Annotated in this window: 22 protein-coding genes, 1 pseudogene, 1 riboswitch and 1 other annotated feature; of the genes and pseudogenes, 16 read left to right on the forward strand and 7 right to left on the reverse strand. The window is 43.0% G+C overall.

Going from position 1 to position 23,400, the window contains the following annotated elements; genetic code table 11:
- Positions 1 to 21: 21 nt before the first annotated feature.
- The 5 genes from MHB45_RS00235 (at position 22) to MHB45_RS00255 (ending at position 5,087) form a co-directional block, all read left to right on the forward strand.
- Complete coding sequence (locus tag MHB45_RS00235; protein WP_034306559.1) at positions 22 to 1,056, forward strand: LacI family DNA-binding transcriptional regulator; 1,035 nt, start codon at positions 22 to 24, stop codon at positions 1,054 to 1,056.
- A gap of 218 nt (positions 1,057 to 1,274) precedes the next feature.
- Complete coding sequence (locus MHB45_RS00240; protein WP_034305948.1) at positions 1,275 to 2,003, forward strand: ThuA domain-containing protein; 729 nt, start codon at positions 1,275 to 1,277, stop codon at positions 2,001 to 2,003.
- Positions 2,004 to 2,016: 13 nt separating this feature from the next.
- Positions 2,017 to 3,039: a Gfo/Idh/MocA family protein gene (locus MHB45_RS00245; protein WP_048686706.1), complete on the forward strand. Its 1,023-nt coding sequence runs from the start codon at positions 2,017 to 2,019 to the stop codon at positions 3,037 to 3,039.
- Between the two features lie 17 nt (positions 3,040 to 3,056).
- On the forward strand, positions 3,057 to 4,097 hold the full coding sequence (locus MHB45_RS00250; protein ID WP_034305944.1) for a Gfo/Idh/MocA family protein: 1,041 nt from the start codon (positions 3,057 to 3,059) through the stop codon (positions 4,095 to 4,097).
- Positions 4,098 to 4,118: 21 nt separating this feature from the next.
- Positions 4,119 to 5,087: a sugar phosphate isomerase/epimerase family protein gene (locus tag MHB45_RS00255; RefSeq protein WP_048686708.1), complete on the forward strand. Its 969-nt coding sequence runs from the start codon at positions 4,119 to 4,121 to the stop codon at positions 5,085 to 5,087.
- Between the two features lie 22 nt (positions 5,088 to 5,109).
- Here MHB45_RS00255 and MHB45_RS00260 read toward each other — a convergent pair whose 3' ends face one another.
- Positions 5,110 to 5,382 (reverse strand): hypothetical protein, encoded by a 273-nt coding sequence (locus MHB45_RS00260; RefSeq protein ID WP_161922012.1) that lies wholly within the window; start codon positions 5,380 to 5,382, stop codon positions 5,110 to 5,112.
- A gap of 245 nt (positions 5,383 to 5,627) precedes the next feature.
- On the opposite strand from MHB45_RS00260, the gene MHB45_RS00265 reads away from it, so the two are divergent.
- The 4 genes from MHB45_RS00265 to MHB45_RS00280 all read left to right on the forward strand — a co-directional run bounded on the left by MHB45_RS00265 (position 5,628) and on the right by MHB45_RS00280 (position 8,077).
- Positions 5,628 to 5,948, forward strand: a complete 321-nt coding sequence (locus MHB45_RS00265; RefSeq protein ID WP_016131412.1) for a PadR family transcriptional regulator — start codon at positions 5,628 to 5,630, stop codon at positions 5,946 to 5,948.
- A gap of 65 nt (positions 5,949 to 6,013) precedes the next feature.
- Positions 6,014 to 6,367, forward strand: a complete 354-nt coding sequence (locus tag MHB45_RS00270) for a DUF1048 domain-containing protein (RefSeq protein WP_034305937.1) — start codon at positions 6,014 to 6,016, stop codon at positions 6,365 to 6,367.
- 198 nt (positions 6,368 to 6,565) lie between these two features.
- Positions 6,566 to 7,327: an ABC transporter ATP-binding protein gene (locus MHB45_RS00275; RefSeq protein WP_072272346.1), complete on the forward strand. Its 762-nt coding sequence runs from the start codon at positions 6,566 to 6,568 to the stop codon at positions 7,325 to 7,327.
- Positions 7,328 to 8,077 (forward strand): ABC transporter permease, encoded by a 750-nt coding sequence (locus MHB45_RS00280; RefSeq protein WP_340907177.1) that lies wholly within the window; start codon positions 7,328 to 7,330, stop codon positions 8,075 to 8,077.
- Positions 8,078 to 8,526: 449 nt separating this feature from the next.
- Here the strand turns inward: MHB45_RS00280 and rluF are convergent, their stop codons facing one another.
- From rluF to brnQ, 4 genes are all read right to left on the reverse strand, one after another.
- A complete protein-coding gene (gene rluF / locus MHB45_RS00285) occupies positions 8,527 to 9,234 on the reverse strand; it encodes a 23S rRNA pseudouridine(2604) synthase RluF (protein ID WP_034305927.1) in 708 nt (235 codons plus the stop codon).
- A gap of 117 nt (positions 9,235 to 9,351) precedes the next feature.
- Positions 9,352 to 10,251, reverse strand: coding sequence for a DMT family transporter (locus tag MHB45_RS00290; protein WP_048685520.1), 900 nt, complete (start codon positions 10,249 to 10,251; stop codon positions 9,352 to 9,354).
- Positions 10,252 to 10,380: 129 nt separating this feature from the next.
- Complete coding sequence (locus MHB45_RS00295; protein ID WP_048685523.1) at positions 10,381 to 11,313, reverse strand: aldo/keto reductase; 933 nt, start codon at positions 11,311 to 11,313, stop codon at positions 10,381 to 10,383.
- A gap of 122 nt (positions 11,314 to 11,435) precedes the next feature.
- Entirely contained in the window at positions 11,436 to 12,767 is a 1,332-nt protein-coding gene (gene brnQ, locus MHB45_RS00300) for a branched-chain amino acid transport system II carrier protein (RefSeq protein ID WP_072272347.1), read from the reverse strand.
- A 98-nt stretch (positions 12,768 to 12,865) separates the two neighbouring features.
- Positions 12,866 to 13,112: a binding site (T-box leader), on the reverse strand.
- A gap of 206 nt (positions 13,113 to 13,318) precedes the next feature.
- Between brnQ and MHB45_RS00305 the strand changes: the two genes are divergently transcribed.
- From MHB45_RS00305 to MHB45_RS00330, 6 genes are all read left to right on the forward strand, one after another.
- On the forward strand, positions 13,319 to 13,492 hold the full coding sequence (locus MHB45_RS00305) for a hypothetical protein (protein WP_164468807.1): 174 nt from the start codon (positions 13,319 to 13,321) through the stop codon (positions 13,490 to 13,492).
- A 495-nt stretch (positions 13,493 to 13,987) separates the two neighbouring features.
- The gene (locus MHB45_RS00310; RefSeq protein WP_340907182.1) at positions 13,988 to 16,729 is read left to right on the forward strand and encodes a GTPase domain-containing protein; all 2,742 of its coding nucleotides are present in this window, start codon (positions 13,988 to 13,990) and stop codon (positions 16,727 to 16,729) included.
- Positions 16,730 to 16,823: 94 nt separating this feature from the next.
- Positions 16,824 to 16,929, forward strand: a riboswitch (SAM riboswitch).
- Between the two features lie 115 nt (positions 16,930 to 17,044).
- Complete coding sequence (locus MHB45_RS00315) at positions 17,045 to 18,157, forward strand: sugar ABC transporter substrate-binding protein (protein WP_048685529.1); 1,113 nt, start codon at positions 17,045 to 17,047, stop codon at positions 18,155 to 18,157.
- Positions 18,158 to 18,213: 56 nt separating this feature from the next.
- The gene (locus tag MHB45_RS00320; RefSeq protein WP_048685532.1) at positions 18,214 to 19,716 is read left to right on the forward strand and encodes a sugar ABC transporter ATP-binding protein; all 1,503 of its coding nucleotides are present in this window, start codon (positions 18,214 to 18,216) and stop codon (positions 19,714 to 19,716) included.
- A 1-nt stretch (position 19,717) separates the two neighbouring features.
- Positions 19,718 to 20,722, forward strand: coding sequence for an ABC transporter permease (locus MHB45_RS00325; protein ID WP_048685534.1), 1,005 nt, complete (start codon positions 19,718 to 19,720; stop codon positions 20,720 to 20,722).
- 283 nt (positions 20,723 to 21,005) lie between these two features.
- Entirely contained in the window at positions 21,006 to 21,365 is a 360-nt protein-coding gene (locus tag MHB45_RS00330) for a winged helix-turn-helix transcriptional regulator (RefSeq protein WP_034305910.1), read from the forward strand.
- Between the two features lie 71 nt (positions 21,366 to 21,436).
- Here MHB45_RS00330 and MHB45_RS00335 read toward each other — a convergent pair whose 3' ends face one another.
- Positions 21,437 to 21,967 carry an NAD(P)H-dependent oxidoreductase gene (locus MHB45_RS00335; protein WP_048685539.1) on the reverse strand — a complete coding sequence of 177 codons (531 nt, stop codon included), beginning with the start codon at positions 21,965 to 21,967 and terminating at the stop codon, positions 21,437 to 21,439.
- 353 nt (positions 21,968 to 22,320) lie between these two features.
- On the opposite strand from MHB45_RS00335, the pseudogene MHB45_RS00340 reads away from it, so the two are divergent.
- A pseudogene (locus MHB45_RS00340) lies at positions 22,321 to 22,658 on the forward strand (ABC transporter permease); the annotation flags it as partial.
- Positions 22,659 to 22,740: 82 nt separating this feature from the next.
- On the opposite strand, the gene MHB45_RS00345 reads toward MHB45_RS00340, so the two are convergent.
- A complete protein-coding gene (locus MHB45_RS00345) occupies positions 22,741 to 23,364 on the reverse strand; it encodes a nitroreductase family protein (RefSeq protein WP_048685545.1) in 624 nt (207 codons plus the stop codon).
- Positions 23,365 to 23,400: the final 36 nt, after the last annotated feature.

Here is a 23,400-nt window from a genome sequence, read left to right on the forward strand (position 1 = left end):
GAACGGGGAGTGTTGATGAATTTGTCTGTTACTATAAAAGACGTTGCCAAAAAAGCAAATGTCGCTCCATCAACGGTATCGCGTGTAATCCATAACAGCCCGACAATCAGTGAAAAGACCAAGCGCAAGGTACGCAAGGTATTAAAGGAAATGGGCTATCATATGAATGAAAATGCCCGGAACTTAGTCACGAAGTCAACTAAGGCCATTGGGATCGTCATGAAAAGTTCGGCAAGGGAATCACTTTATAATCCCTTTTTTCCCGAAGTGATCCGGGGCATCGGGGATTTCTGTAATAAAGAAGGGTACAGTCTTTCCCTGACTACCGGCGAGACGGAGGATGCCATCTTTGAGGATGTCGTGAAAATGGTCCAGGGCAGAAGAGTGGATGGCATGATTGTTTTGTACTCTAAAAAGGACGATAAAGTGGTGCCGTATTTATTGAAGCAGGGCTTCCCGTTCGTTTTGATCGGGAAGCCAAGTACGAACATGAGCGGTATCACATTCATTGATAACGATAATGTTCAAGCGGCCAGGGAAGTATCGGAGTTTGTAATCAATCTTGGACATGAGCGAATCGCCTTTTTAGGAGGCAGCCCCGAGTTTGAAGTGATCCAGGACCGCTTGACAGGCTTTCAACAAGCGATGGAACAGGCCGGGGTGGATGTGCGACAGGAATATATCAAATTGATTCCTTTAAATCGAACGGATGGAATAAAGGCGATTGACGAATTGCTGGAATTGAAGGAGGCACCAACCGCTTTTTTGGTTATGGATCTTTTATTGGGTGTGCTCTTACTTGGAGTGTTAGCCGAAAAGAACTTGAAAGTGCCGCAGCAAATAAGCGTCGTCTGTTTTAACCACTCAGAATTCATAGAATTTTTAAGTACCCCGCTGACAACGGTTGATATCCATACGTATCAGTTAGGGTATGAAGCCGCAAAATGCGTGTTCGATCTTATTGCGAATCCGGAAATGATGGAAAAGAGCATCAGCATTCCTACCAAAATCATAAAGCGGGAGTCGCATTTTGTTGCTGAAAAGGAAATTAAATGAAAATTGTAGAAATGTTTTACCAATTAAAGCTTGATTTTTGCTAACATAAATTTACAATATAGATTATCACTATTATTTTTGAAAATTCATACTTTCTAAGGTCGATAAGTATGTTCTTATATTTTGATCATCCCTAACGCAAACGTTTGCGTTTTGAATAAAGAGGTAATAGTTAAACATCAAAACAAGTTGTGATTCTTGAATGGAGGAGGTTGTTCATGAGAGTCCTTGTATGGAATGAGTTTCGCCACGAGAAAACAAAGCCTGAAGTAGCAAAAGTATATCCGGATGGCATCCATGGTGCAATTGCCGGCTTTTTACAAAGTGAACAGGTCGAGGTGAGGACCGCTACTCTCGATGAAGAAGAGCACGGATTAACCGAGGAAGTACTGGAACGAACCGATGTACTGCTTTGGTGGGGTCATGTTGCACATGATGAAGTTCAGGATGAAATCATTGCAAGGGTTCACAAGCGAGTACTCGAGGGAATGGGTCTCATCGTCCTCCATTCTGGTCATTTTTCAAAGATCTTCAAACGATTGATGGGAACGACTTGTGATTTGAAATGGCGGGTGGCGGATGAAAGGGAACGGCTTTGGGTAGTCGATCCGAGTCACCCTATTGTTGATGGAATCGGAGAATATATCGAGCTTGAAAAGGAAGAGATGTACGGGGAACATTTTGATATTCCTGCACCAGATCAATTAATATTCGTCAGTTGGTTTGAAGGCGGGGAGATATTCAGAAGCGGTTGCACGTATCAGCGGGGTAAAGGGAGGATTTTCTATTTCCGTCCAGGACATGAAACATATCCTACCTACCATAATCCGGAGATTCAACGTGTGATTAAAAATGCCGTTGATTGGGTCAAGCCGGAATTTGGAATCGCAACGAACTATGGTAAAGCCGAACCGTTGGAATCCATCTCATCCAAAGAGCTGAAGTGAAGGAGAGAACAAAATGGGCATAGTGAAGGTAGGAGTCATTGGATGCGGGAGTATCGCAAAAAATAGGCATTTTCCGGAGTATGAATCACATCAGGAAACGGAGATCATTGCCGTTTGTGATATTGTGCCGGACCGGGCGAATGCAGCAGCACAAAGGTATGGAGCGCAAGCATATACTGATTATATAGAACTTTTGAAGAATGAGGAGATTGAAGCGATCAGTGTATGTACACCGAATTACCTGCATGCACGCATCACGGTTGCGGCCTTGGAAGCGGGTAAGCATGTCCTATGTGAGAAACCAATGGCTACTTCTTTAGCAGACGCTGAAAAAATGAATGAAGCAGCAGCGAAAAGCGGCAAAATACTAATGATTGGTCATAATCAGCGATTTGTTCCCTCTCATCAAAAAGCGAAACAGCTTATTGAGAGCGGGGAGGTAGGGAAGGTCTATAGCTTCCGGACGGCTTTTGGACATTCCGGGCCGGAAACATGGAGCGTGGACGGACTGGAAAGCTGGTTTTTTAAAAAGGATCAGGCGGTCATTGGTGCAATGGGCGATTTAGGGGTTCATAAAGCTGATTTATTACGGTATATCCTTGGAGAAGAATTTGTTGAAGTGGGAGCCTTTGTGGAAACGACTGCCAAGAAAAACACAGACGTTGATGACAGTGCGGCCTGTATCCTCCGGACGGAGAACGGTATCATCGGAACTCTTACCGCCAGCTGGTCTTATGCAAAAGAAGACAATGCTACGGTCATTTATGCGGAAAAAGCGGTATTGCGCCTTGAAGACGATCCGAAATACTCACTGATCATCCATCATGATAATGGAAAGACAGAAACCATCCAATTAGGAAGCATCCAGACTAATGACTCAGAAGGACAGCATGATTCCGAAGTGATCAGCCACTTTGTAAAATGTGTGGTGGACAATGAGGAGCCTCTTGTCTCAGGAGTTGAAGGATTAAAGTCATTAAAAGTCATTCTTGGCGCGATGGAATCAAATGCATCCCGAAAAATCATCCGCTTATAAAGGGGTTAAAAGTCATCATGTACAAATTAAAAATGGGTATTATCGGTGCTGGCGGAATTGCCCAAAAAAGGCATATCCCAGCTTTTCAAAAATTTCAAGATAAAGTGGTTTTATACGCCATTCAGGATATAGATGAAATGAAGGCGCGGGAAGTGGCGCGGGAATTTCATATCGAAAAGGTATTCACCAATTATGAAGAAATGTTTGCTGAAGTGGATGCTGTTACAATCGCAACGCCAAACAAGTTTCACGCGGAGATTTCCATTGCTGCCCTTCAAGCGGGTGTACATGTGTTATGCGAAAAGCCGATGGCCATTACAACCGAGGAATGTTTAGCGATAACCGAGGCTGCAAACATATCCGGTAAAGTGTTATCGACTGCCTATCATTACCGCTTCATGAAGGAAGCCCAGGCTGCAAAGAAAATGATTCAGGCCGGTGAAATCGGTGAACCTTATGTAGCGCGTGTACAGGCAATCAGGCGGCGCAAAGTCCCTGGCTGGGGAGTTTTTACAAGCAAGGAATTGCAAGGCGGGGGAAGCGTGATCGATTACGGCTGCCATTTGCTCGATTTGGCATTATGGCTGATGGATGACCCAGAACCGATTGAAATCGTAGGTTCGACATATAATTATGTCAGTAAGGGTGTCGATCAGGTCAATTTATGGGGCAATTTCGATGCCTCGGTATTTGAAGTGGATGACCATGCCACGGCATATATCAAATTTGCCAACGGAGCATCTCTATTATTCGAAACATCTTGGGCCGCGAATATCCGTGAAGAAGCAACTGTTTTGAGTTTATCGGGAACGCAGGGCGGTCTTGATGTGTTCCCGCTGGTCTTGAATCAGGCTAAGCACGGCATGCTTTTAAACAGTGAGGCAGTATGGATGCCAGGAGAGGATACACCAGACCTGCAACAGGCAGAGAACTTTATTAACAGCTGCCTGGGGTTGGCAGAACCATTGGTAAAACCATCGGAAGCCATGAAAGTTTCGAAAATAATCGAAGCCATCTATCAAAGCTCGGCAAGTGGGAAGGTCATGAGCATAAATTAATGAAAAGGTGAGGTGGGGCATGTGAAATTAGGGATCTTTACAGTGCTATTTGCTCAAAAATCATTCGAGGATATGCTTGATTATGTCGCGGATTCCGGATTAAAAACAGTTGAAATCGGTACAGGCGGGTATCCAGGGAATATCCATTGTCCACTCGATGAACTGCTCGAAAGTGAAGAAAAGCGCCAAAAATACCTCGAAGCCGTTCAAACAAGAGGGTTAACGATCAGTGCATTCAGCTGCCATGGCAATCCAATCTCTCCTGATGAAGCCTTCGCTAAAGAAAGTGATGAAACACTTATCAAAACAATCAAGCTTGCATCCTTACTGAACGTCCCGGTCGTCAATACCTTTTCTGGTACAGCGGGTGATCACGAAGGAGCTAAATATCCAAACTGGCCCGTCGCCCCATGGCCGAATGAGTATACAGATGTGCTGAAATGGCAATGGGAAGAAAAATTGATCCCTTATTGGAGGAAAGTGGCCGCCATTGCCGATGAACACAATATAAAAATCGGCCTTGAACTGCATGGGGGCTTTCTCGTCCACACACCCTACACCCTGTTAAAACTGCGGGAAGCTACATCTGATGCGATAGGCGCCAACCTTGATCCAAGCCATCTTTGGTGGCAGGGCATCGAACCAGTAGGAGCCATCAAAATCCTAGGGAAAGCGGGAGCAATCTACCACTTCCACGCAAAAGACACATACCTGGATCAGGATAACATCAATATGTATGGATTGACCGACATGCAGCCTTATGGCAATATCCAGAGCCGTGCCTGGAACTTCCGCTCTGTAGGATGCGGCCACAGCCTGCAAGAGTGGTCTGACATCATGAGCGCCCTTCGCACATACGGTTACGATTACGTCGTCAGCATCGAACACGAAGATCCGCTGATGTCAGTTGAAGAAGGATTCCAACGGGCCGTAACCAATCTGAAAACTGTACTCATCAACGAAAGTCCAACTGATTTATGGTGGGTATAATTTAGAGCCGATAACGAGCAGCCTAATGCAGGTTGCTTTTTATTTTCGCCCTTACTCGTGCAAAAGTGGATAAGTGGAATTCACGAGTAAAAGCGTGAAATTCACGAGTAAAACAGCATAATTCACGAGTATAAGTGCGGAATTCACGAGTAAAAGTGCGAAACTCACGAGTAAAAGCGTGAAACTCACGGATAAAAGCATGAAACTCACAGGTACAAGTGAAATTCACGAGTAAAACAGCATAATTTACGTCGGATGTATCCAATGGAGAGAGCTGGTTTTTTAAAAAAATCAATTTGACAGTCACTCTACTGCGTGTTACAACATACCTTGTAGTAAGTAACGCAAGATACCGATATCACCGAGTAGTGAAGTTGCAGGAATATTTTTAAGAAAAAAAGTTGACACCTTCGCTACTCAGTGTTACAGTTTAGTTGTAATAAGTAATACTAAATAGCGTGATTTCCCAAAAGCTATTCAGGATAAAAATTCCCCTCGGAACTACGCTATAATATAAGTCACAAATAGAGGAGGCTGAACATGGAAAATTTAACTGAAATGCTGAAGGGTTCGCTGGAAGGCTGCGTGCTGGAAATCATCAGCCGCCATGAAACCTATGGCTACGAGATTACCCGCCGCCTGAATGAGCTTGGGTTTACTGAAGTCGTGGAAGGGACGGTCTATACCATCCTCGTGCGATTAGAAAAGAAAAAACTGGTGAACATAGAGAAGAAACCGTCAGATATGGGGCCGCCCCGCAAGTTTTACTCACTTAATGAGGCTGGACGCCAGGAACTTGAATTGTTTTGGAAAAAATGGGATTTTGTATCATCAAAAATCAATGTCTTAAAGTCAATCTAGCTTCATAAGATATTCCGTACGCTATTTTTGGAGTGTCTTGTTTATAAAAAAGGAGGAAAAATAACATGATGGAATTATTCAAAAAAATGATTGGTGATAAAAAAGAGTATAAAATGATGATGGCACGGGTTGAAGCTCTGCCAGAGGACTACCAATTTGTATTTAAGAAAATTCAAAACTATATGTGGAATTTCTCAGCGGGCAACGGGATGGATATGCTGCACATGCAGTATGAATTAATCGAGTTGTTCGAAGCCGGTGCTGCGGAAGGCAGGCAAGTGCTGGAAATCACTGGGGACGATGTGGCATCCTTTGCCGACGAACTAGTGGCAAATGCTAGAACCTATTTCGCCAAGTATCGTGAGGATTTGAATGACAGTATCATGAAGCGATTGGGAAAAAATAAATTCAATAAATAATTCCGACTGAATAGCTGGTTACAAATGTGAAATGCCACCTTCGCTATTCAGTTATATTTTAACTCGGTAGTAAGTCATACAGATTATCAGTCAGACTAAATAGAGAACTATAGGCAATTTAGTTCCGCTAGGCGCTCGGAAGGATAAATACGAATCTTACAAGCGGCATTACTGCGCTATTAAAAGGAGGAAAAAAATATGAGCAATGCAGTGATTTCAGTAAAAGGGTTAAAAAAGTCATTTAAAGACAATGAAGTCTTAAAGGGGGTGGATTTTGAGGTGCGGCGTGGCGAAATTTTCGCACTGCTGGGCTCAAATGGAGCGGGCAAGACGACGACGGTCAACATCCTCTCGACTCTGATGAAGTCCGATGGCGGCGAAGTAGGTATTTGCGGCTTTGACGTTCAACGTGAACCGGATCATGTTCGCCAGAGCATCAGCCTGACAGGGCAGTTTGCAGCTTTAGACGGCATGCTCACCGGGCGGGAAAACCTGCTGATGATCGCCAAGCTGCGGGGAGTTTCCAATCCCGCTCAAGTCGCCGACAATCTGCTTGCGAGATTCAGCCTGACCGATGCGGCCAACCGCCGGGCGGATAAATATTCCGGCGGGATGAAGCGCCGGCTTGACATCGCCATGAGCCTGATCGGGACGCCAGCAGTCATTTTTCTCGACGAACCGACGACAGGGCTTGACCCCGAAGCGCGGATTGAAGTCTGGGATACAGTTAAGGAGCTAGCTGGAGGAGGCACGACAATTCTGCTGACGACCCAGTACCTTGAGGAAGCCGAACAACTGGCGGACCGTATCGCCATCCTGCATGGCGGAAAGATCCTCTCGACCGGGACCCTTACCGAACTCAAGGAGATGTTCCCGCCAGCAAAGGTAGAGTACATCGAGAAGCAGCCGACATTGGAGGAAATTTTCCTCGCAATCATCGGCAAAAAGGAGGAGTTGTAAATGAATAACAAAACAGGGGTATTACTAGGGCGTTTAATGCGCAACATCATGCGCAGCCCGGATACAATTATCACGGTGGCGATTACGCCGATTATGATGATGCTGCTGTTTGTCTACGTATTTGGCGGCGCCATAGAGGCAGGCACGGACAACTACGTCAATTATTTATTGCCGGGAATCTTGCTGATGGCTATCGCATCCGGCGTCGCTTACACTTCCTTACGGCTGTTTACGGATGTAAAGAGCGGGTTGATGGCGCGTTTCATTACCATGCCCATCAAGCGCTCGTCGGTATTGTGGGCTCACGTGTTGACCTCGCTTGTATCCAATTTGCTTACTGTCGTCGTGGTTATCCTCGTCGCACTCTTGATGGGCTTCCGTTCCAGCGCTGATATCCTGGATTGGCTAGCGGTAGCTGGGATAATCGTGCTGTTTACGCTGGCGCTGACATGGCTGGCGGTCATTCCTGGATTGACAGCGGGGTCTTTGGAAGGGGCGACAGCCTACTCGTACCCGCTGATTTTCCTGCCGTTTATCAGTTCGGCCTTTGTCCCCACCGAAACCATGCCTAAAATTGTCCGTGCGTTCGCCGAGAACCAGCCAGTGACTTCAATCGTGAATGCGATTCGTGCCCTTTTGTATGAAGGGTCTGTTGGGAACGATATCTGGATTGCGCTTGCCTGGTGCGTCGGCATCATGGTCATCGCTTACTTTTTCGCCAGTAAAGTATTTAAACGCCAGTTCGGGTAAGTACACCATTATCGGATTGGTCATTTCAAGTCAGCTTATGCGATGAATGAAGCACATGGAAGACTGCTTAAATGCCGGGGCAACCATCGATGAAATCATGGAAACCTTAAAATTGGTATGATTGGTGACGGCCACTTAACCCATAATGAGATTTGCCATACTTGCTTTAGAAGAATTTACAGCAAAAGGGTAGTGTTCATTCGCAGAGGAGAAATGAAAAGAATAAAGCACGTAGATGTAATTGACAGGAAATAGATTCAGAAACAAAACCAATTCCTTTCATTATCAAAAAATGCGTGGAACTCACGAGTAAAAGTACAAAATTCACGAGTAAAAGCGTAAAACTCACGAGTAAATCAGCAAAACTACGAATAAAAGTAAAATGATTGCAGGAAATTCTCCTGAAATTAAAAAGCGATGCCCCCGGAATTCTGGGGGCATCTTCATTATCATCTTTTCCTAGGGGAATAATCCAATTCCTTAAATAGTTCCGTCAATTCATCCTCGGTCAGATCGCGCCATTGTCCGATCGCCAGTCCGTCCAGATGGATGTTCATGATCCGGATTCGATGTAAATCACGGACTTCATAACCTAGTGCGGAACACATACGGCGGATTTGCCTGTTCAGCCCTTGCATTAAAGTGATGTTAAATGTGTATTTGGTCAACTGCTCAACTTTACAAGGAAGTGTTTTTGTATCCAAAATCTCCACTCCGGATGACATATCTTTAATGAAGGAAGCGGTAAGTGGCTTATCTACGGTTACGATGTATTCTTTTTCATGCTTGTTTTCTGCACGAAGGATTTCATTAACGATATCTCCGTCATTTGTAAGAAGGATCAGGCCGCTTGAGTCTTTGTCCAGCCGTCCGATATGAAAAATACGAAGCGGATGATTTACAAAATCAACGATGTTCCCTTTTATGTGTTTTTCGGTCGTACTTGTAATCCCTATCGGTTTATTCAGTGCAATATAGACATTTTGCTGTTCGACTTTTATCGGCTTGCCGTCCACCCGGACATCATCGCCGGGTTCAGCTTGACTGCCGAGCTCAGCTACAGTGCCATTAATCGTCACACGTCCCTCGGCTATCCATTTGTCTGCGCCTCGTCGCGAGGTAATTCCGGATTCACTGATAAATTTATTGATCCTCAACTAAAGCACACCTTTACATTCAGATTTTCTTCTTTAAAGGATAACGTAAATCATGGTGCATAGACAAGGGGAAAAGAGAAGAAAGCGTTCGTTGATGAGTATCACTGTGGATGCCCTTTACATGTTCTTCGTGACAGCTGACGGATCTGCTTTTTTCTTTTTGCTTGTCAGGTAGACCCCGAGGAAAACAAGGAGGCCACCGAGGGTTTGGATGGTCGTAATCGCATGACCCAAAATAAGGTTAAGAATGGCTGTAAATACTGCAATTAGATTTAGATAAATCCCAGCCTGGCCGGCATTGATATGACGAAGGGAAATATTCCAGAAAATAAATGACCCGACAGAAGGGAAAATCCCGATATATAAGAGACCGATGATGGCTTTACTGCTTAAATCAAGGTTCATTCCCGAGCCAATGGCAAATGGAGCAATGAGAATCAATCCGAGAAATACGGAAACGGCAGTGGCTGAGATGATCGGAATGTTTTTCAATTTTTTCCCGATTATAGAATAGAAGGTCCAAACGAGAATAGCCAGGATCATCAATAGGTCGCCTTTATTATAAGTGAGCTGGAATATATCCAGAAGGTGTCCTTTTGTCAAGACCAATAAAACGCCGAATAAAGATATGATAAGTCCGAGTGAATGGAGGGATGAAATTTTCTCCTTTAACAGCAAAGCGGAAAAAAGAACAATTAATGCAGGGTTCATGGAATTGACAAGAGCGGCATTCATGGAAGTTGTATAGGTCAGAGCCCAATAAAGGAAAAAATTATAACTGATGATCCCGAGCACACCCATGACTAATAACAATTTCCAGGCTTTCCATACACTCTTCCAGTCTGGCTTTTCAATCCATTGCGCTAAAGGAAACAATAAGAAAACGGCGATTAGCCATCGCGTAAATGTTAGTTGGATCGGGGAAAGTTCGGTCACAACGTACTTTCCGAATATATAATTACCGGCCCAGAACAAATTTGCCAAGATAAGAAATAAAATAACAATAGATTTTTTCATCTGACTGCCTCTTCCTCAATTTATGGAATATTCACTAAATATAGCAAAATGGGGGTGCCAAAGCAATATATGGGGCCAGGATAAAAAGGCCGTTCAACTTGAGCTGAACAGCCTTTTCACACATCTATATTAAGCGAAAATGGCACTGATTTCGGCGATTTCATCCATGGTTAGATCGACGTCCAAGGCTTGTAGGTTGCGTGTGACCTGTTCCGGTTTCTTCGCTCCGGGAATCAGTACATCTATCGAGTGCCTAGTTAAATACCAAGCTAGTACGACATCGGCGACATCGGTATGCTTCCTTTTGGCAATCGCCCGTACTTCTTCCACTTTTTGCAGGTTGCTTACAAAGGCTTGTCCTTGGAAAAGCGGACTTTTTGCCCGGCCGTCATCGAATGTTGATTCTTGATTATATTTGCCGCCGAGCAAACCGGAAGCAAGGGGGAAATAAGGAATGAAGGAAATATTATTTTCGGCTGTATATGGCAGCAGGTCTTGTTCTGCCTCCCGTTTGAATAGATTGTACTCGGATTGCAGGACATCGACATAGCCGTCTTTATTCGCTTCCTTCAATTGTTCGAACGAAAAGTTAGAGACGCCGATTGACTTTATCTTGCCTGCATCCTTCAATTCCTTTAAGGCACCTACTGCTTCATCTTTAGGGGTATCACCATCAGGGAAATGGATATAGAATAAGTCGATGTAGTCTGTTTGGAGCCTTTTTAGACTCGAGTCCACGGCATTTTTCAGAAAAGCGGGAGAGTTATCAAAAACGATGCTCCCATCGACAAATTTGTGTGCCCCTTTGGTGGCAAGGACTATGTCTTCGCGTTTGCGACTCTCTTTTAGGATTTCACCGATAAGTTCTTCTGAACGTTCAGGACCGTAAATGTAAGCTGTATCCCAAAAGTTGATTCCTTCTTCCAATGCCGTTCTCAAAACATCCCTTCCTGTATCCTCACTTAGATTAGGGAAAAGGTTATGTCCGCCAATTGCATTCGTGCCAAGGCCAATCGGGTTTACATACAGATCTGTTTTACCAATACGGGTTTGCTTAGACATATTACTTATCATCTCCTTTGACCCCATCATAACAAAAAGTCGTTGCCGATTTCCAAAATAAAGCAATGAAGGTGTGTACAAAATAAGCAGATGACCGGTAAAATCACCTGCTTACTTCATTATTATAACGTTTCGATTTCCATCTCCTCAGCTGGAGCTGTTTGTCCGATCTGACTGAGCAGAATGCCAAGGGCTGTACCGACGAGAGCAGGGATGACCCACTCCATGCCGTAAGCGGAAAGGGGAAGGACATCAGTCAAGGTTTGTACGGGTCCTAATTGTAAGCCGAAAGCATTCAGCCCATCCATCAAGGCGAAAACTCCTGTGAAAGTCATTGCACTGCGATAAACCTTCTTCTGGTTTTTGAAATGGCGGCTGAAGAATGTCAGGACAATCAGGACGATCGTTAGCGGATAAGCCATCACAAGGAATGGTACCGATACTTTCAGAATTTGATTCAGACCCATATTTGAAAGGATGAAACCGACGATTGTTACAATCAGAATGACGGTTTTATATTTCAGCCTTGGGAAAAGTTTTGAGAAATACTGTCCGCAAGCAGTCGTCAACCCGACAACGGTGGTGAAGCATGCCAAAGTGAAAATGATGCCAAGAAGGACCTTCCCGCCGGTTCCTAGTAAAAGGGTGGATGCGACAGTGAGGATATCCGTTCCGTTTTCGAATGACCCACCGGCCGCCATGCGTGCTCCCATTACACCTAAGGAGATATAAACTAAAGAAAGCAAAACGCCAGCGATGAGACCCGCTTTTACTGTATATCTCGTCAATTGTTTTCGTTCGGAAATCCCCCTTTGCTGGATTGAAGTAAGGATGACGATCCCAAAGGCCAAGGCAGCTAGAGCATCCATCGTGTTGTAGCCTTCGATGAACCCTTTTGAAAAGGCTCCTGCAGCATATGCTTCGGTTGGAGCTTGGAAAGGAGCATCAAGCTTTACGAACCCAACGACACAGAGAATGACCATGGACAAAAGTAGAACGGGCGTGATCCAGCGTCCCATGAAGGTTTCCATTTTTTCCGGGTTCAATGAAATGGCATAAACGATGATGAAAAATATGGTTGTGAACATGAATAGAAATAGTGGTTGATCCACAGAGTCGCCAAGATACGGCTTGAAGCCCATTTCATAGGCAACATTCGCATTCCGCGGAATGGCCAGAAACGGCCCGATGCTTAAATAGATTACGACCATGAACAACGTGCTGAATAGGGGATGTACTCGGGCACCGATGGTTTGTGCCCCGCCTTTAACAAGTGAGACTGCAAGAAGCACCAAAATTGGCAGGCCGACTCCGGTGGCGACAAAACCGGCAATGGCTGGCCAGAAAGAAGTTCCAGAAGATGCTCCTAAAAATGGAGGGAATATGAGATTCCCGGCTCCGAAGAACATTGAGAAAAGCATAAGGCCGATAAATAATGTGTCTGTTTTTTTCATGGTGATTTCTCCTTTTTTTAAAATGATAACTCCCGCCGACTGGCCTGAAAAAGGCTAATTAAAGTGTTTTGTGCAAATAAAAAACTCGCCCCTGAAAAATCAGGGACGAGTTTGTGCTCGCGTTACCACCCATATTCCGCACTTCAAAGAAGCTGCGGCACTCAGTCAACGTACGAATTCATACGTGATCCATTGTAACGGCGGAAACCCGTCAAAGCCTACTGCATTTTCAGCTTTGCATCTCAGAGATGATTTTCGGATAGGCCTTGGACATCGACTTCCACCACATGTCGACTCTCTGTGGAACAGGGTTCTCATCTTACTCTTTCTCTTCATAGATTTTATAATATAAAGATAATTTAGCAAATTCTGATTATGAAGTCAACATAATTTATCATTAATCCTTTTAAAGGAGCAGGAAATTAGTCCCCATTTGGCGAAACCTCCTTTATTAAGAGTGTTTTTTGAAGAAGAATAGGATATTACTCCCTATTATCTTTCTAATCGCAACTATATTATAATAGAAGCAGAACACTAAAGGAGACAACAGTATGTCTGAAAACAAAAAATTAAGCCTGGCGGATGCAGTCAAACAAAAACTGGCTCAAAAGCAAGCGGGATCAAGTAAAGATAAACTGGAAACAGGCGTTGTGAAGAAAACGAAACAGCTTAAAAGCCAGTTGACCAAAAAGCCGAATAACCAACGTAAGCGTACAGGGGTATAATCCTAATTCGTCAAAGGACAAGTACTGTTCGGAGCTTATCATTGAGCAGTTACCTTTTATGAATGAGGGTACTGCTTTTTTATATGAATGCAAAATTGGTGATTAAGTAATGGAAGAGGCAGGGCGATTTTGTTTTTTACCGTTTATAGGTAAGTTGGAGGTCTGGGCTTCTGGTCATTTAGAGGGATGAAGAATGGTTCGCTCACTTCTAGCTGATATGTGGTTAGACTAGAAAAACATATTTTCTCGAAAATGGAAATGACATCTTTGTATCGGTTTATTAAAAACATTACAGTTCCAGTTGTTTCTGTTTTAAAATTGTAAGAGTGGTGACATGTTGTTACCATATTGTTTTGCTAAAATAACATTTTAAGGTTTTGTAAATGATTTTTTAACTAAAGGAACCTATAAATTGAAAATTAGGTCTGCTATAAGTCTAATAGAATCAGTGATTATCCTTTAATTGAAAATATGAAATATATCGGAGGAATAAAGATGGACGAACGTCTGATCGGAAAAAAATATTATGAAACGATGCTTGAGGATACAAGGAAGCACCCCATTCAAGCTTTGGGTGAAATGTTTCTCGTGGAACAAAAAAAGGAAAGATCCGATTTAACCGCAATTAGATTTGCTCAAGGAGAGGTATATTTTCAGCACCATGACTATGAAGCAGCCATTTTTAAATGGGAAAACATAGAAGGGGAACTTGGTTCATGGGCGAAGAAAAACATCGCTGATGCGTATTTTGAATTGGAAATGTATTCAACCGCAGAGGATATCTATAAATCCGTCGATACGGATGAAGCTGTCTTGAAAACAGAAGTTCTTTTGCAGCTGTTTTCCCTGTACATAGTGGAATCGAGAAATGATTTGGCTTCCAAAGTCGTGAAAGAAGCAGTCGAGTTTCAACCGGACTACCCGAATGTCACGGAAATCGCACGCGCCTTTTTTGAAGAGCAAAAGGATTGGAACAGTGCGGTGGTATTAGCGGCGAATGAAAGTATCCGTACAGAGTCAATGGGCTGGTTCGATGTGCTGAAAACGTATATCCAGCAGGGTGTTGCCCAATCGATGGAGCCGGATTATTTCTCAACTGTCCTTGGTTCGCTATACACACTCGACCAGGAACGTTTCGAGAAAATGACGGTTGCCCTTTGGAAAAATTATAAATATACGGATTCTTATTTCGAATGGTTAAGAGTGATTAATAATTTGATAGATACCATCGAATTGAACCATGCGGATGTATGGGATGAGCTTTCCGTCTATTACAGGGATGCGTATGCAGGTCTGTTAGAAGGAACGCATCTAATCAAAGAATTAAGTCCTGTCGTGCCAAGGTTGCTGGAAAACTGGCTCAAAATCGCAGACGGGGAGCTTTCGCTGTTTGCGGCGGCATCCACGTTGTCCTGGAATGAAATCTTCCCGGATACGGTCAATGCGCTGGTCATTCAGGATGCAGAGAGCCTGCTTTCGAAATCGCCTAAATTGGGAGGCGGACTGGAAGCGGGAGAGAAACTGTTCAATTCCATTATCCAGTGGGCTGAAGATAATGATTTAAGGGTTGGCAATAAGCTTAAATGGATGGTGGAGGGGCTTAAGGATACCAGGAATTTCAATCTCCTTCTTGCAGGAAGTACAGGAAATGGCAAGACATCCTTTATTCAGTCAATCGTTGGCGAGAGCATTGCTGCTGAGGACCACTCTTCCCTAGTAAGTGTCAAAGATGGGGATGATTTGGAAATCCTTGAAATTACCGATACAGATAGCAAAGTTGTCGAGGAGCTAACTGATTTGGATGAAACACGCCGTCAGCGCGGGACTATTGTCGATGTGACAATCATCAGTGACTACCTAAGAAATAATCATCTGCGGTTATTGGATACACCGGGGTTCCATGGGGAACAAAGCGTGGAATCCGATTTCCAAGGCTATTTACATGGCAGTGATGGCCTGATGTTCGTTCTTGACGCCCGGGCTCCTTTCACCGGCAGCGAAAGGGATCTGTTATTGGAAATTCAAATGATGGCTCCGAAACTGCCGATCCATTTCCTATTAAATAAAATGGATACGATATACAGTGATCAGGTCGCAGTCCGGATGGAAGACGAAACATGGGATAAAGTGAATGCATATTTCCCGAATGCGAAAGTGTTCGCTTTCTCCAAACATTATGACAGCAGGCAGCAATTGAAGGACCTTTCAGCCTTCCTTCAATCGAATTATCAAGATGATAATTGGAAGGAAAGAAGATCTGAAAAAATCCTGGCATTCATTCGTAAAACTTTATCTTATCTATTAGAAAAACGGACAGCCAATGAGCGGAAATGCGAGCATTCCATCTCTTGGAATGAGCAGATGGAAGTCAAACTGAATGGAGCGGTCAATCAACTGGCTGATCTGGAAAAAGAAAAAAGTGAAAATATCATAAGGTCGTATCGTTCGCTTAAGGACGAAGTGAAAAGTCAGCTTTATTCAAAAATTCCTGAATTACTGAGGGATTGCTCTAAATCGTTAACGGAAAGCAGTGATTTCAGTCAGGTCCATGTACAGTTAAACCAGGAAATGAATGAGCGGATTCAAAACTTCATTTCTGACAAGATCATGCCTCAATATTACCGTTCTCTTCAAGACTGGATTGCCAGTTCCCAAATGGAGTTCTCACAAAGCCAGCAGTTCATGGATGAGATGAGTGCCGGATTCAATGAATTATACAAAGAAGAACGGATTACACTGGCAGGTGACTTCAGGGTGTTGGATGACTGGCGCCGTGATGCCGACCGGATGACAAGCAGTATCCGCATCGAAAACGTTAATATCCTTTTGCGCAGGACTCCATCACAATTGCTGCTTAAAGGAGCAGGGAAGCTATTTGGGGCGATACCGCAAAATAAGGCCAATATGTACAATCGTTACAAGAAATACCTGGAAAGTGAAGATTACCTGGATGTTGCCGAAATGATCACGGAACGTTTCCTAACCCAATTTGGATTGTTTGAAAAATCATTGGATCGGGACATCTCACTTTTCTATCGCAGTTCATTTGCCTTACTTCAAAAAACGATAGAGCAGACGCAGACTGAAATAAAAGACTACCAGGCTGCATTGGAGCATATGAAAGAAAATCCGGAAGTTTACCGTGATCCGATCACGTTGTTCGAAGTGAAATTAAGGCAGTTGGAGAGGCTTGAAAAAATCGAGAAAAAGCGTCTAGCCCAGCTTCAAAGAAAATAAAAATAACGGGAAACATTTCAAATATTCAAAAATCTATTGACTTTACGACTATATCCCTATAAAGTGATAATTACGAAAACGTAACACAATATATCTCTTATCAAGAGTGGCGGAGGGACTGGCCCTAAGATGCCCAGCAACCGTTCCATTAGGAATTGGTGCTAAATCCTGCAAAACAGAAATGTTTTGACAGATAAGAGAGGGACAAGTCTGCAAAACAGCCGATTAAACCTCTCTATATTAGAGAGGTTTTTATTTTGGGATTTACACCGACTTATCTGATAAGACTAATGAGAAAACATGGAGGGAAACAAGATGAGAAGGTCTATTAAAGGGATATTCATTTCTGCCATCGCTTCGGCTTTGCTTTTAACGGGTTGCTCTGCAGGGCAGAGTTCCACAGAATCGAAGAAAGAAGAAAAAGTATCATTTGAAAATGTCCCGGAGAGATTTGCTGATGGCGATGGAGCCAAAATCAAGGTGATCCGTAAAATTGGCGGTGATGATCATACTGCCCAATACCTGGCGGGGGCGAAAGAAGAAGGAGAAGCACTGGGGTTTCAAGTGGATACGTACACAGCCAATGGTGATACGGCTAAATTCCATGATGCGATAGCACAAGCTTTGGAGGAAGATTACGACGGCTATATCATTTCACATGGTGATGATGCCGCAACTGTAAATGACGTTCAGAAGTTGGTTGATGCAGGTAAAAGCGTTGTCACATTCGATTCAATAAGCGACCTATCTAAAATAGAGGGCGTGACATTAACTTCACAAGATGATGAAGCGCTGGCAACACTGGCTTTCGATAAACTGATAAAAGAACAGAAAGGTGAAGCGGCAATTGCATATCTTTGGGTGGATGGCTTTCCTCCAATGGTAAGAAGAAATGCAGTTTATCAGGAAAAATTAAAAGAAAATCCTGGGATTAAAGAAGTCGAAAGATTCGGAGTGGCATCCGCTGATACTTCGGTGCAGACACAAAATGCTGTAGCTGCAATGCTGAATAAATACCCTAAAGGTAAATTGGACGCCATTTTCGCAACATGGGATGCCTTTGCTATCGGTGCAGCCCGGGCGATTAAAGAAGCGGGCCGCGATGAAGTGAAGATATATGGAATTGATGTTTCGAATGCAGATCTCCAAGAGATCCAATCGGCTGATAGCTCATGGTCCTACACGGCAGCAGTCGATCCCAAGTTGATCGGTGCAGTGAATATGAGGATATTGGCTAAAAAATTAGCTGGCGAAGAAACGCCGCAAACATATGATTTGGAGGCATCACTTATTTCGCAAAAGCAAATCCAAGCTTCAAAAGAAGCGGTAAACATGGCAAACCTGTCTGATATTGTCGATGGCTGGGGTGTATCGACGGAATTTGAAGAAGATTGGATGAAGGTTTTGAAAGATCATTATAAAAAATAAAAAGAGACACTCTCTTTCCAGCGAAGGGAGTGTCTGTTCTATAAGGGGGAATGGACATGGGCAAGCAACTAGAAATGAAGAAGATTTCGATTGAATTTCCGGGGGTGAAGGCGCTGAGTGATGTTGATTTTTCCGTACAATCAGGAACAGCCCACGCATTGGTCGGTGCAAACGGAGCAGGGAAATCGACGTTAATGAAAGTTTTATCGGGAGCCCATGTTCATTATTCAGGTGACATTTTTATTGATGGGATGAAGCGGGATATCCGCTCGCCAAAAGCTGCTCAGGAACAGGGCATTCAAATAGTTTATCAGGAAGTGGATACCGCCCTCATCCCTTATTTAACAGTTGGGGAAAATGTAATGTTGAATGATATGGTCCAAAACATGGGGAAAAAACAAAGGGTACAATGGAAAGAACTGCACAACAAAGCCACTTCTATTCTTGAAGATATGAAAATTCATGTCCCTTCGAAAAAGCTGGTTAGAGATCTTACCTTGGCTGAAAAACAGATGGTCCTGATAGCAAGAGCCGTTTCGACAGAATGCAAATTCCTGATTCTCGACGAGCCAACTGCTCCGTTAAGTCATACGGAGACGACGGAACTTTTTCGAATTGTAAATGAATTAAAGCAAAAAGGCGTGGCAATCATTTTCATTTCACATCGTCTGCCTGAGATTTTTGAAATCTGTGAGGAAATTACGATCATGAGGAATGGGGAGCGTGTCACTTGTCGAAAAATCGAGGACATAACCCGTACCGAAGTGGTAGAGAACATGCTCGGGAAAACCATGGATGAACAGTTTCCTGAAGTGAATGCTTCGATTGGAGACGTAATTCTGGAAGTGAACGGATTGTCAGATGCCGAGAAAGTTAAGAATGTCAGTCTGAATATTAAAGCAGGCGAGATAATCGGCTTGGCTGGGTTGGTCGGGGCTGGGAAAACGGAGCTATGTAAAACCCTTTTCGGTCATACGTCCATCACAGCGGGTGAAGTCATCCTGAATGGTCGAAAGCTTTCTCTGAAATCACCGCATGAAGCAGTAAAAAGCGGGCTGGCACTTGTACCTGAGGAACGCAGGAAAGAAGGGGTCCTTGTACAGGAATCAGTCTCGGCAAACTTGACTGCAGCCAGTCTCGGAAAATTCTGCAAAACATTCAGTATCGTCGATCGTAAGGCGGAAAAGGAAAAGGCGAAGGAAACGATCGCAAGTCTCGGCATTAAAACTCCTTCAGGGGAAGTGAAGGTCGAAAACCTATCCGGTGGTAACCAGCAAAAAGTTGCCATTGGAAAATGGCTTATGGCAGATGCGGATGTATACATATTCGATGAACCAACGAAAGGGGTCGATGTCGGAGCCAAGAAGGATATATTCGAATTGATTGCAAAGCTTGCAAGGAATGGAAAAGCGATCATTTATGCATCCTCCGAGCTTTCCGAAATCATGGGCATTACCAACCGGACCTATGTGTTATATGACGGGAGCACTGTCATCGAATTAGAAACAAGCAAAACGAATGAAGAAGAACTACTATTCTATTCAACAGGAGGTAAATAGGATGAGCATACCCATTCCTGTTACACAGACAGCGAAAGCGAAGAAAAAGGTGGAACTATTCGACTTTTTCTATAAATACGGCACAATATTGACGATTATCATTCTGATTGGAATTTTCGCCGTATCCAATCCATCTTTCATCCAAACGTCTAACCTGATAAACATCCTGCGTTCCATTTCAATCGTGACCATCATTGCGATCGGCATTACGATATCACTGACCGTGGATGGCTTCGACCTTTCCGTGGGCTCCGTCGCATCATTGGCCAATGCCATCGTCATCTCGATGTTTGTCTGGTTTTCCCAGGATACATTCATCGCCATATTAGCTGCGGTCGGTGCCTCACTTTTCGTAGGGGCTTTGAATTCATTCATGATCGTTAAATTAAGAATTCCCGACATGCTGATGACATTGGCTACCATGTTCATTATTCAGGGAATTGCCCTTACTTATACAAAAGGGGCCACGGTTTCGCAAAATATGGTCATGCCCGACGGGACATTCGCAACAGGACTGATCAGCCCGTTTTTCGCCAAAATTGGCCAAGTACCATGGATAATCCTGATCATGGCCGTCATTGTGATAGCGACCCATATCTTTTTGACTTATACGAAGCACGGTCGTTATATGTACATTATTGGGGGGAATAAGGAAGCAGCGAGACTTTCTGGGATATCGGTTAATAAATACAAAATACTTGCCTATCTGATTTCAGCTCTATTTGCTGCAATCGGGGGAATTGTCCTTGCTTCAAGGGTCATGACATCGGAAATCAATTCAGGATCCCCCTATTTAATGGATGCCGTTGCAGCAGCCTTCATTGGTTCCTCCGTTTTAGGAGCGGGAAAACCGAATGCCTTTGGAACCTTCATCGGTGCAGTCCTGATCGGAATCCTTCAAAATGGGCTGATCATGATGTCCGTTCCGTATTACGCGATGGATATCGTCAAAGGAACAGTGCTGGCCCTTGCGCTCGCGGTAACCTATTACAAGCAAAAACATTAAAATGTATTCGTGCGTTACTCTACAAAAATCCAAAAAAATCCTGTTGTAATGCAACAGGATTTTTCCTTTTTAAAAAGGGATGGGTTAAGGAGATCGTCATTATTTTACTTACGCTAAAATGGTGGCAGGAGCACTTTTTGAACCCTCATTGTTGGAGTATAAAGATTGACCGCAATTGTAATTTTTATAGGAACCTTATTTACCTTTTAATAAGATTGATAATGATCTATTGTAAAGTAAGAACATTCATATCATATACTTATCTAAAGGAGAGTGTAGACTTATGCGCGAAACCTGTGTTCCGGCAGGTGTGAAACCGAATGAAACTGGCTTTGGATATACGCTGTCCTTGATAGGCGGCAAATATAAAATGATCATAATGTATTGGCTGTCTGAAAATAAGGTCATGCGTCATAATCAGCTGAAGCGAAGTATCGGTACCATTTCCTTTAAAACGCTAAGCATCATGTTAAAAGAGTTGGAGGCAGACGGCCTTATCATACGCAAGGAATTCCCCCAAATACCTCCAAAAGTAGAATATTCATTATCTGAACGTGGTCTATCTCTCATCCCATTGTTAAATATGATGTGCGAGTGGGGAGAGAAAAACAGTTTGCCAGTTCAGGAGACTAAACAGCAGTAGGTGTAGCTATTTTGATTAAATCAAAAGAAGTATTTCCCTGACAAGGAAATACTTCTTTAATGAACTGCCTATTAAAGGTTATCGACAAAATTCAAATAATCTTGTGCGCTTTTTTCCAATTCGCTCACGGATGGCTCATTTTCAGCACCATAAAACGCAAAGAATGAACGATAATCTGCATTGCAGTAAAGGAAGGTAGTTTCAAAGGGAGATAATAAATGTTCAAGTGTATAGCGATATCTTCCTTCTTCACTATAATCCTCTTTGTTAATTCCGGCAGATACAGCTAAAGCAGCTTTGCGATTCTTTAATTTATCCCCTCCATTTGAACCATAAGCCCAACCATAAGTAAAAATATCGTCAAGCCATCTTTTTAGGAGAGGCGGACAATTAAACCAATAAAAAGGGAACTGTAAAACAAGATTACTATGCGATTCGATTAATTGCTGTTCTTTTTCCGCATTAATGTTTCCGTCAGGGTAAACCTTATACAATTCGTGTACTGTATACTTTTCCGGATATTTCCTTAGCGCTTCTACCCATCGCTTATTTATGAGGGATGTTTCTAGACTGGGGTGTGCTATGATAACAAGAGTTTTCAAAGATTTCTCCTCCTTAATTATTATTTATTTTAAGTATAAATTGCACTCTGCAAGTACGTAAGTATGCACTTTTAGTATAGGTACTTACCTAAAGGAGAGTGTTAAATCAGGTATAACTAAAAAAACAATCTGTAAATTCCAATATGAGGAAGATGTTAATAAGGGAAACTTAAAAGGTCAGATAGACCCGCTCATCCTGTCACTTTTACATAGGAGGGATATGTACGGCTTTGAATTAGCCAAAAATTGTTTGTGAAGAAAATATTACAGACTTACATCAGTGGGTGAAGAAGGCTTTAAACAAAAGCGCCTGGAATGGGAATTTGTAAGAGATGTGATTGATTCCTTTTTAGATTGGGGGAAATAAGGAAGCGGCTAGAATTTCCGGGATATCAGTTAATATCTATCTATTTCAGCTTTATTTGCTGCAATCGGGGGAATTGTCCTTGCTTTAAGGGGCATGAAATCGGAAATCAATTCAGGATCCCGCTATTAATACCGTCGCGGCAGCCTTCATTGGGTTCCTCCGTTTTAGGAGCGGGAAAACCGAATGCCTTTGAAACCTTCATCGGTGCAGTCCTGATCGGAATCCTTCAAAATGGGCTGATCATGGATGTCCGTTCCGTATTATGCGATGGATATCGTCAAAGGAACAGTTCTTGCCCTTGCGCTCGCGGTAACCTACTACAAGCTAGCTAAAACACTAAAGTTTTACGAAAGATTAAGAAGAAAGAGGAAGAGGGTTCTTTTTAACCCTCTTTCCAATACACTCACTATATTTTGTTTTTATAAATGACTTTGTTAACATCGTGTCTTACTGTTTTGTGACCTTCTTTCATTCCTTTCCCCATGGCAATAAGCATAACATCTAAATACCTATCGGAAATGTTTAAGGCTGACTTTAATTGTTCGGAATCATACCCGGACATTGTAATGGTTTCAAGACCTGCCTCGTTCGCCAATAAAACTAACGACATTGACGCCAGGCTTGCGTCTCTTATTAATTCAACCTTTAAATCTTCTTTTGATTTATTTAGATAATAATTGATTGCCGCGTTTGTTAGATAATCTCTTACTGATGCGTCAAAATAACCTTTTTGAAATTCATCCTCATGTATCATTATGATATTTTCTTTTTCAAATGCTTGATAATCACCTAGTATAACAACCAGTACTGAGGCTTCAATTACCTGTTGTTGATTAAAAGCGATGGGCAGTAACAAATTCTTTAAATATGGTTCATCTATAACCAGGTATCGTGTTGCTTGAATATTGTTTCCGTTAGGCGATTTACTGGCTCCTTCAATAAGTGTCGCCAACGTTTCTGGACTAATTTTATAATGGGGATCATACTGCCTTACGGAACGTCTTTTTTCTATAGTCTCTCTTACACTCATCGTGTTCACTCCCAATGTTATATTTGCTTTATAATC

It is taken from the genome of Peribacillus sp. FSL K6-5616 (genome assembly GCF_038008245.1).
GTDB lineage: Bacteria > Bacillota > Bacilli > Bacillales > DSM-1321 > Peribacillus > Peribacillus frigoritolerans.

Excerpts from the sequence above, each read along its gene's own strand:
- MHB45_RS00245 (WP_048686706.1), top strand. The coding sequence starts at position 2,017 with ATGGGCATAGTGAAGGTAGGAGTCATTGGATGCGGGAGTATCGCAAAA.
- MHB45_RS00295 (WP_048685523.1), bottom strand. The coding sequence starts at position 11,313 with ATGTCTAAGCAAACCCGTATTGGTAAAACAGATCTGTATGTAAACCCG.
- MHB45_RS00275 (WP_072272346.1), top strand. The coding sequence starts at position 6,566 with ATGAGCAATGCAGTGATTTCAGTAAAAGGGTTAAAAAAGTCATTTAAA.
- MHB45_RS00290 (WP_048685520.1), bottom strand. The coding sequence starts at position 10,251 with ATGAAAAAATCTATTGTTATTTTATTTCTTATCTTGGCAAATTTGTTC.
- MHB45_RS00305 (WP_164468807.1), top strand. The coding sequence starts at position 13,319 with ATGTCTGAAAACAAAAAATTAAGCCTGGCGGATGCAGTCAAACAAAAA.
- MHB45_RS00320 (WP_048685532.1), top strand. The coding sequence starts at position 18,214 with ATGGGCAAGCAACTAGAAATGAAGAAGATTTCGATTGAATTTCCGGGG.
- MHB45_RS00280 (WP_340907177.1), top strand. The coding sequence starts at position 7,328 with ATGAATAACAAAACAGGGGTATTACTAGGGCGTTTAATGCGCAACATC.
- MHB45_RS00345 (WP_048685545.1), bottom strand. The coding sequence starts at position 23,364 with ATGAGTGTAAGAGAGACTATAGAAAAAAGACGTTCCGTAAGGCAGTAT.
- MHB45_RS00325 (WP_048685534.1), top strand. The coding sequence starts at position 19,718 with ATGAGCATACCCATTCCTGTTACACAGACAGCGAAAGCGAAGAAAAAG.
- brnQ (WP_072272347.1), bottom strand. The coding sequence starts at position 12,767 with ATGAAAAAAACAGACACATTATTTATCGGCCTTATGCTTTTCTCAATG.
- MHB45_RS00315 (WP_048685529.1), top strand. The coding sequence starts at position 17,045 with ATGAGAAGGTCTATTAAAGGGATATTCATTTCTGCCATCGCTTCGGCT.
- MHB45_RS00330 (WP_034305910.1), top strand. The coding sequence starts at position 21,006 with ATGCGCGAAACCTGTGTTCCGGCAGGTGTGAAACCGAATGAAACTGGC.
- MHB45_RS00265 (WP_016131412.1), top strand. The coding sequence starts at position 5,628 with ATGGAAAATTTAACTGAAATGCTGAAGGGTTCGCTGGAAGGCTGCGTG.
- MHB45_RS00250 (WP_034305944.1), top strand. The coding sequence starts at position 3,057 with ATGTACAAATTAAAAATGGGTATTATCGGTGCTGGCGGAATTGCCCAA.
- MHB45_RS00310 (WP_340907182.1), top strand. The coding sequence starts at position 13,988 with ATGGACGAACGTCTGATCGGAAAAAAATATTATGAAACGATGCTTGAG.
- MHB45_RS00270 (WP_034305937.1), top strand. The coding sequence starts at position 6,014 with ATGATGGAATTATTCAAAAAAATGATTGGTGATAAAAAAGAGTATAAA.
- MHB45_RS00240 (WP_034305948.1), top strand. The coding sequence starts at position 1,275 with ATGAGAGTCCTTGTATGGAATGAGTTTCGCCACGAGAAAACAAAGCCT.